Origin of the sequence: uncultured Campylobacter sp. (assembly GCF_938030785.1) — a bacterium.
Classification (GTDB): Bacteria; Campylobacterota; Campylobacteria; order Campylobacterales; family Campylobacteraceae; genus Campylobacter_B.
In genome coordinates, this window is record NZ_CALHIK010000142.1 from 1 (window position 1) to 6727 (window position 6727).

The 6727-nt window shown below is 51.0% G+C and carries 7 protein-coding genes; all 7 read left to right on the top strand.

The window, feature by feature from the left end; all coding sequences use genetic code 11:
• The coding region (locus Q0438_RS08105) for a prephenate dehydratase domain-containing protein (RefSeq protein WP_299189995.1) at nucleotides 1-488 on the top strand (488 nt) is incomplete at its 5' end.
• Entirely contained in the window at nucleotides 488-1597 is a 1110-nt protein-coding gene (hisC, locus tag Q0438_RS08110; RefSeq protein ID WP_299189997.1) for a histidinol-phosphate transaminase, read from the top strand. The genes Q0438_RS08105 and hisC, both read left to right, overlap by 1 nt.
• Nucleotides 1587-3416, top strand: a complete 1830-nt coding sequence (dxs, locus tag Q0438_RS08115; protein ID WP_299189999.1) for a 1-deoxy-D-xylulose-5-phosphate synthase — start codon at nucleotides 1587-1589, stop codon at nucleotides 3414-3416. Before hisC ends, dxs begins: the two co-directional genes overlap by 11 nt.
• A 65-nt stretch (nucleotides 3417-3481) precedes the next feature.
• Entirely contained in the window at nucleotides 3482-3892 is a 411-nt protein-coding gene (locus Q0438_RS08120) for a Fur family transcriptional regulator (protein WP_299190001.1), read from the top strand.
• 48 nt (nucleotides 3893-3940) lie between these two features.
• Entirely contained in the window at nucleotides 3941-5359 is a 1419-nt protein-coding gene (locus tag Q0438_RS08125) for a CHAD domain-containing protein (protein WP_299190003.1), read from the top strand.
• A 9-nt stretch (nucleotides 5360-5368) separates the two neighbouring features.
• Nucleotides 5369-6097, top strand: coding sequence for a bifunctional demethylmenaquinone methyltransferase/2-methoxy-6-polyprenyl-1,4-benzoquinol methylase UbiE (ubiE, locus tag Q0438_RS08130; RefSeq protein WP_299190005.1), 729 nt, complete (start codon nucleotides 5369-5371; stop codon nucleotides 6095-6097).
• Nucleotides 6090-6727 (top strand): exodeoxyribonuclease VII large subunit (gene xseA / locus Q0438_RS08135; RefSeq protein ID WP_299190006.1); only part of this gene is annotated, 638 nt, incomplete at its 3' end. The genes ubiE and xseA, both read left to right, overlap by 8 nt.

A 6727-nucleotide genomic window follows, 5' to 3' on the forward strand; every position in this document is an offset into this window, starting at 1 on the left:
TTAAATTTTTAGACGATCACGGCCTTAGCGGCGTTAAATTTACCGCGACCAAATCTACCGCGCTTGCGGCGCAGATGGCAGCTGCCACGCCGCACTCCGCCGCGATTTGCTCCAAGATCGCCGCTGATCTTTACGGCGTGCCGATGATGTTTCAAAAGATCGAGGACAATTCCGCCAATCGCACGCGATTTTTCGTGCTGAGCGACTTTAAAAATCAAAAGAGCGACCGCAACAAAACAAGCATCCTAGCCAAAACCGACGACCGCCCGGGCGGGCTTGTGGACTTTTTGCAGATGTTTCGCAACGAGGGGATAAATTTAACCAAATTAGAAAGCCGCCCTGTTAAGCTTAGGGATTTTAAATGCGTATTTTATGTCGATTTTGAGGGGCACATCGACGACGAACGGGTGGCGCGTGTGCTGCAAAACGCGCAGAAAAACGGCCACGAAATTACCTGGCTGGGAAGCTATATAAACGGAGGGGAGTGATGAAATTTAACGAATTTGTAGAAAATCTAAGCAATTACGAAGCAGGCAAGCCGATCGAGCTTGTGGTGCGGGAGTTTGGTATCCGCAAGCAGGACGTGTTAAAGCTTGCCAGCAACGAAAACCCTTTCGGCACGAGCGAGGCGGTGCAGGAGGCGATCGCGCAGAACGCGGCACGCGCGCATCTATACCCCGATGATTCGATGTATGAGCTAAAGGGCGCGCTCGCCTTAAAATTCGGCGTAGAGCCGCAAAATATAATCATCGGCGCGGGCAGCGATCAGATCATCGAGTTTGCGCTGCACGCCAAGCTCAATTCGCGCCGCGCGATACTGCAAGCGGGCGTCACTTTCGCGATGTACGGCATCTACGCAAGCCATTGCGAGGCTAAAGTTTACAAAACGAGCGCTCAGGAGCACGATCTAGCCGAGCTTTTAAAAATTTACGACGCGCACAGGGATGAAATTTCGGTCATCTTTTTGTGCGTGCCGAACAACCCGCTGGGCGAGTGCTTGGATGCGGAGGCGGTGTATGAGTTCGCTCACAGCGTGGATGAGAACACGCTTTTGGTGATCGATGCTGCGTACAACGAATTTGCGGCGTTTAAAGATGAGCGCAAGAGGCTTGATCCAAAATTTTTAATTCAAAATTTTAAAAACGTGCTCTATCTGGGTACCTTCTCGAAGGTCTACGGTCTGGGCGGCATGCGCGTAGGCTACGGCATCGCGCCGCGGCAAATCATAAGCGCGCTTTATAAACTGCGCCCGCCCTTTAACATCACGACGCTTAGCCTTGCAGCGGCGATCGCGGCGCTAAAAGACGAGGCTTTCGTGCAAAAGAGCCTGCAAAACAACGCCGCGCAGATGAGCCGCTTCGAGGATTTTGTGCGCGAGCGAAATTTGGAATTTATCCCTAGCTACGCAAATTTCATCACGTTTAAACTTAGCCCGCCGCTAGATAGTAGCGAGCTTTGCGAGAAGCTTCTGCGCCGCGGCATCATCATTCGAAATTTAAAAAGCTACGGGCTAAACGCCGTGCGTATCACAATCGGCACGCCTGCGCAAAACGATCGCGTCTTGGGCGCTTTGGGAGAGATTTTGAGTGGATATTAAAAATAAAAGCCTGGAGGAGCTGCGGGAGCTCTGCGCGCAGATCAGAGCGCGCATCATCGAAGTCGTGAGTAAAAACGGCGGCCATCTAAGCTCAAACATGGGCGCCGTCGAGCTCATCGTGGCGATGCACTACGTATTCGACGCCGCGAACGATCCGTTTATCTTCGATGTGAGCCATCAAAGCTACGCGCACAAGCTTCTAACGGATCGCTGGGATGAGTTCGGCTCGCTTAGGCAGTTCGGCGGCATTAGCGGCTACACGAAGCCTAGCGAGAGTAAATTTGATTACTTCGTCGCAGGACACGCCTCGACGTCGATCTCTTTGGCCGTGGGCGCCGCAAAAGCGATAAACCTAAAGCGCGAAGATCGCGTGCCGGTCGTGCTCATCGGCGACGGCTCGATGAGCGGCGGTATGACTTATGAGGCTATGAACGAGTTAGGAGATCTGCGCCTGCCCTGTATCATCATCCTAAACGACAACAAAATGAGCATCAGCAAGCCGATCGGCGCCTTTAGCAAATACCTAAGCCAAGCGATGGCGGGCGAGACCTATCAAAAATTTAAATCCCACGTAAGAGAGCTGCTCTCGCACGCCCCGCAAAGCGCTACTTACATGGCAAAGCGCTTTGAAAATTCCCTAAAGCTCATCATCCCTGGGATGTATTTTGAGGAGCTGGGGCTCGAATACATCGGCCCGGTGGACGGCCACAACCTAGCCGATCTCATATCGGCGCTAAAGACGGCAAAAAGCGCGCGCAAGCCCGTAGTCGTGCACGCTCAAACGATCAAAGGCAAGGGCTACGACAAGGCCGAGGGCTATTTGGAGAGCTGGCACGGCGTAGGGCCTTTCGACATTCAAAGCGGAGAATTTAAGAAAAAATCAGCCACCAAAAGCGCCACGCAAATTTACGCCGAAGCGCTTTTAAATTTAGCCGCTAAGCATGAAAACGTCGTGGGCGTGACCGCCGCGATGCCAAGCGGCACGGGTATGGATAAGCTGATCGAGAAATTTCCCCACCGCTTCTGGGACGTCGCGATCGCCGAGCCTCACGCGCTAAGCTCGATGGCCGCGATGGCGCGCGAGGGTTTTAAGCCGTACGTTACGATATATTCGACCTTTATGCAGCGCTCTTTCGATCAGATCGTCCATGACGCGGCGATTATGAACTTAAGCTTAGTCCTTGCGATGGATCGCGCGGGCATCGTGGGCGAGGACGGCGAGACGCACGAGGGGGTCTTTGACGTAAGCTTCTTAAATGCAATCCCAAATGTCAGCATGTGCGCGCCGCGGGACGAGGCGAGCTTTAAACGGATCATCGAGTATTCCTACGCGCATGAGGGGGTTTTGGCGATCCGCTATCCGCGCGGAAGTTTTATTTTAGACTGCGAAATCGATACGCCTGCGGTAGAGCTTGCAAAATCGGTGTTTTTAAAGCGCAGCGATAGCGCGCGCGTAGCTCTCATCGGCTACGGAAACGGCGCTGGTAGAGCGTATAAAACGGCTGCGGCGCTAGAAGGGCAGATCAAAGCGGACGTCGTAGATCTAGTCTTTGCAAAGCCTTTAGACGCCGAGTTTTTGCAAAATTTAGCTCGCAAGGATAAAATTTGGTACGTCTTTAGCGACAACGCCAAAAAAGGCGGCGTCGGTGAAATTTTAAGCGCATTTTTGCAAGAAAATGAAATTTTGGACGTAAAGATCGTAAGTTTCGAGTTTGCCGATATCTTTTTACCGCACGGTAAGACCGCCGACGTAGAACGCAGCTTGGGCTTGGACGTGCAAACTCTAGCCGAGCGAATATTAAGTGATAAAAAGTATTAGTTAATATCAACTTTGTTTAAAGTAAAATTTGATAATATCTTTTTAAAATTTTTTGAAGGATTAAAATGAATCATGTAGAACTACTCAAAACCTGCGGTTTGAAAGCAACTCCGCAAAGATTATGTATCCTAAAGGTGCTTGATCGCCACGAGCACCCAAGCATAGAGGACCTATACGAGGGGATCAAAGAGGACTATCCATCCATTTCGCTAGCGACGGTTTATAAAAATTTAAACACCCTGCTCGACGAAGGGGTCGTAGTCGAGGTCAATGCACCGAACAAAAAGAGCCGCTACGACATCTATCAGATGCCGCATATCCACGTCGTGTGCGAAAAATGCGGTAACGTGATGGACCTTTTCATGGACGATGCCTTTAATAAGGATGTTTTGAAAAACATCGAGCGCAAAGCGGGCAATTTCATCCGCAAGCTAAATATCACGACAACGGTCGAAGACTGCGAAAAGTGTAGATAGTTTAAAGAATTTTCTGCTATCATTACCCACTTTATTTTTGGAGCGGGTATGCAAACTAAGCGTAAATTTTTAATGAGCGACGATTCGATTCTGCGGACGTTAGAGCGCGCGGGACTGAAATGTCGCAAGGTAAAGATCGCTTGGTTCTATACTTCGTTCTACCCCGAAATTTACTACATCCGCCAAAACGACGAGTGCTCTTTGCACCATAAAAAAGAGGATCTCGACAGACAAACTCTAAATTTTAAAATTTCAAAAGATGATTTCAAAGAAGCTTTAAAAAGCAGGATAGCCCGCGTCGTGCAAAAAAACCGCTACGGCTTTGCTAGCGACGAAGCGGAGTTTTGGTTAGAGCTTTACGGCGGCGAGCTAAATACGCTCGTGATTTTGCGAGCGAAATTCCAAAGCGAAGCGGCAAGCGCAAATTTTGATTTTGCAAAAATCTTCGGCAGCACCGATTTTTGCGAGATCACCGACGATTACCGCTACAAAAGCCGCTATCTAGCGCGTTACGGCATGCCGCCGCGCTCGCTTGATTTCGCGCACGCTCGCAGCGTTTTTAAAAAATTTAGCCAAGTTAAATTTTTCGCTCCGCCCTATGCGGACAGCGTTAAGCTCGCGCGCTTGGCGCTGGAGCTAGCGTGGATACGGGCATGCGGCGCAAAAAGCGAATATCAAAAAAGCCTCGCCCCCGAAACTCTTCACGAGCTGCGTGTGCAGATTCGTAAATTTAGAGCCGTTTTGAAGCTGTCCGCGCCGCTTTTCGAGGCGGAAAAAAGGGGCGAAATTTTAAAACTGCTCGCAGGATTTATGAGCCGCACCAATCAGCTGCGAGACCTTCACGTTTTTGCGGAGTTTTTAAAAGCTGACGACGCGCCTGCGAGCTTTTTGCAGCAGCTAAATCTTATCGCAAAGCGCTCGGAGGATAAAATTTTAGAATTTCTTTCTAGCGCGGAATTTGCAGATTTAAACGGCGCTATTAGCGGCTTTTTAAGCGGCGCGGACGGCATCTACGCGCGCAGCGAATATGAAAAAATTTCAAAAAAGTTCGCCTCCGCCCGCCTTTGCAAGCTGATTAAAAGCTTGCGCGCGGAGCTAAAAAATTTAAAGCAAGGCTCGTCTCTGCAGGCATTTCACGACGTGCGCATAGGGCTAAAGAGGCTGCGATACGCGCTTGAAATTTTTGCAAGAAGCTTTGATGAAGGCTGCGTCAGAGAGCTGTTTAAACGTACCAAGGCCGCCTGCGAGGATTTCGGCGCGCTGCAAGATATCAGCGTATGGCAAAATTTTATCGCGATCTATCAAAAAGCAAGCGATAAAAGCGGTGTCGCGTTTGCATATCTGCTGGCTCTGGACGCCCGCCTAAACGACCGCCGCGCCGAGCTGGAGGAAAAAATTTTAAATGAAAAAGAGGCTCTTTTGCGCGCGCTGAAAAGATCGCTACGTAAAATCAAAGCATACGAATAAGGAAGACTCGTGCAAAAACAGGAAAAAATCATAAAGATGTTCGATGAAATCGCGCCTACCTACGATCTGGCAAACCGCGCCATTAGCTTCGGCGTGGACGTTTCGTGGCGCAAAAAAGCGGTCGAACTGACGCTTGAAAAGCTTAAAGGGAAGCTCGTGAGTATCGCCGACATCGCGTGCGGTACGGGCGATATGATAAGCTCATGGTGCGACGGCGCGGCACAGCACGGCGTGCAGATCGAGCGGATCGTGGGGATCGATCCTAGCGAAGGGATGCTTGAAGTAGCTAGGCAAAAATTTCCTGGCTGCGAGTTTATCAAAGCGACCGCGGGCGCCACGACGCTAGATGACGCGAGCGTGGATATTTTAAGCATCAGCTACGGCATAAGGAACGTCGTGGAGCTGGACGCGGCGCTTGCGGAATTTAGCCGGATCATCAAACATGGCGGCTCGCTCGTGGTTTTGGAATTTACCAAAGCCGCAAGCGGCGGGCTCGCGTTTAAAATCAGAGATTTTTACGTGAGTAAAATTTTACCCAAAATCGGCGCTTTCATCTCGAAAAACAAAGAAGCCTACGAGTATCTGCCAAGCTCCATCGGCAGCTTCTTAGACGCCGCTAGCTTTAGCGAAAAGCTCAAAAACTCGGGCTTTGAGCTGCGCGTACAAAAGGGCTTCAGCTTCGACGTCAGCACGCTTTTCATCGCGGATAAAATCGCGCGGAAGAGCGACGATGCTTAGCGTAAGCGAGCTCAACGCCCAAGCCAAGACGCTTTTAGAAACGAGCTTTAGCTTCGTCGAGGTCGAGGGCGAGATCTCTAAGTTTAGAGCTCAAAGCACGAGCGGGCACTGGTATTTCACGATCAAAGACGCGAGCGCGGCGATCGATTGCGCGATGTTTAAATTTAACGCCGCGCGGATAAATTTTATCCCCGCCGTCGGCGATAAGCTCATCGTAAGCGGCAAAGTCTCGCTATACGCCCCCACGGGCGCGTATCAGATCCAGGTCTCAAACATCCGCAAAAGCGGCGAGGGCGAGCTGGAAGCGGCGTTTGCCGCGCTAAAAGATAAGCTTAGCAAAGAGGGGCTTTTCGATGCCGCGCACAAAAAACAGCTTCCGAAATTTGCCCAAAGCATCGCGATCATCACGAGCGCGGGTTCCGCGGCGCAGGCAGATATGCTTCGCGCGGCGCAGAACCGCTTCGCGCTTTGCAAGATTGATCTGTATAACGCGCTAGTACAAGGCGAAGGCGCGCCTACTTCGATCATAAGCGCTCTGCGTGCAGCCGACGCGAAGGGCTACGATGCGATCGTAATCGCTCGCGGCGGCGGTTCGCGCGAGGATCTGTGGTGCTTCAACGACGAGGCCTT

Bases quoted from the DNA above. Each gene is read 5' to 3' on its own strand.
- Q0438_RS08125 (WP_299190003.1), top strand. From the start codon at position 3,941: ATGCAAACTAAGCGTAAATTTTTAATGAGCGACGATTCGATTCTGCGG.
- Q0438_RS08120 (WP_299190001.1), top strand. From the start codon at position 3,482: ATGAATCATGTAGAACTACTCAAAACCTGCGGTTTGAAAGCAACTCCG.
- hisC (WP_299189997.1), top strand. From the start codon at position 488: ATGAAATTTAACGAATTTGTAGAAAATCTAAGCAATTACGAAGCAGGC.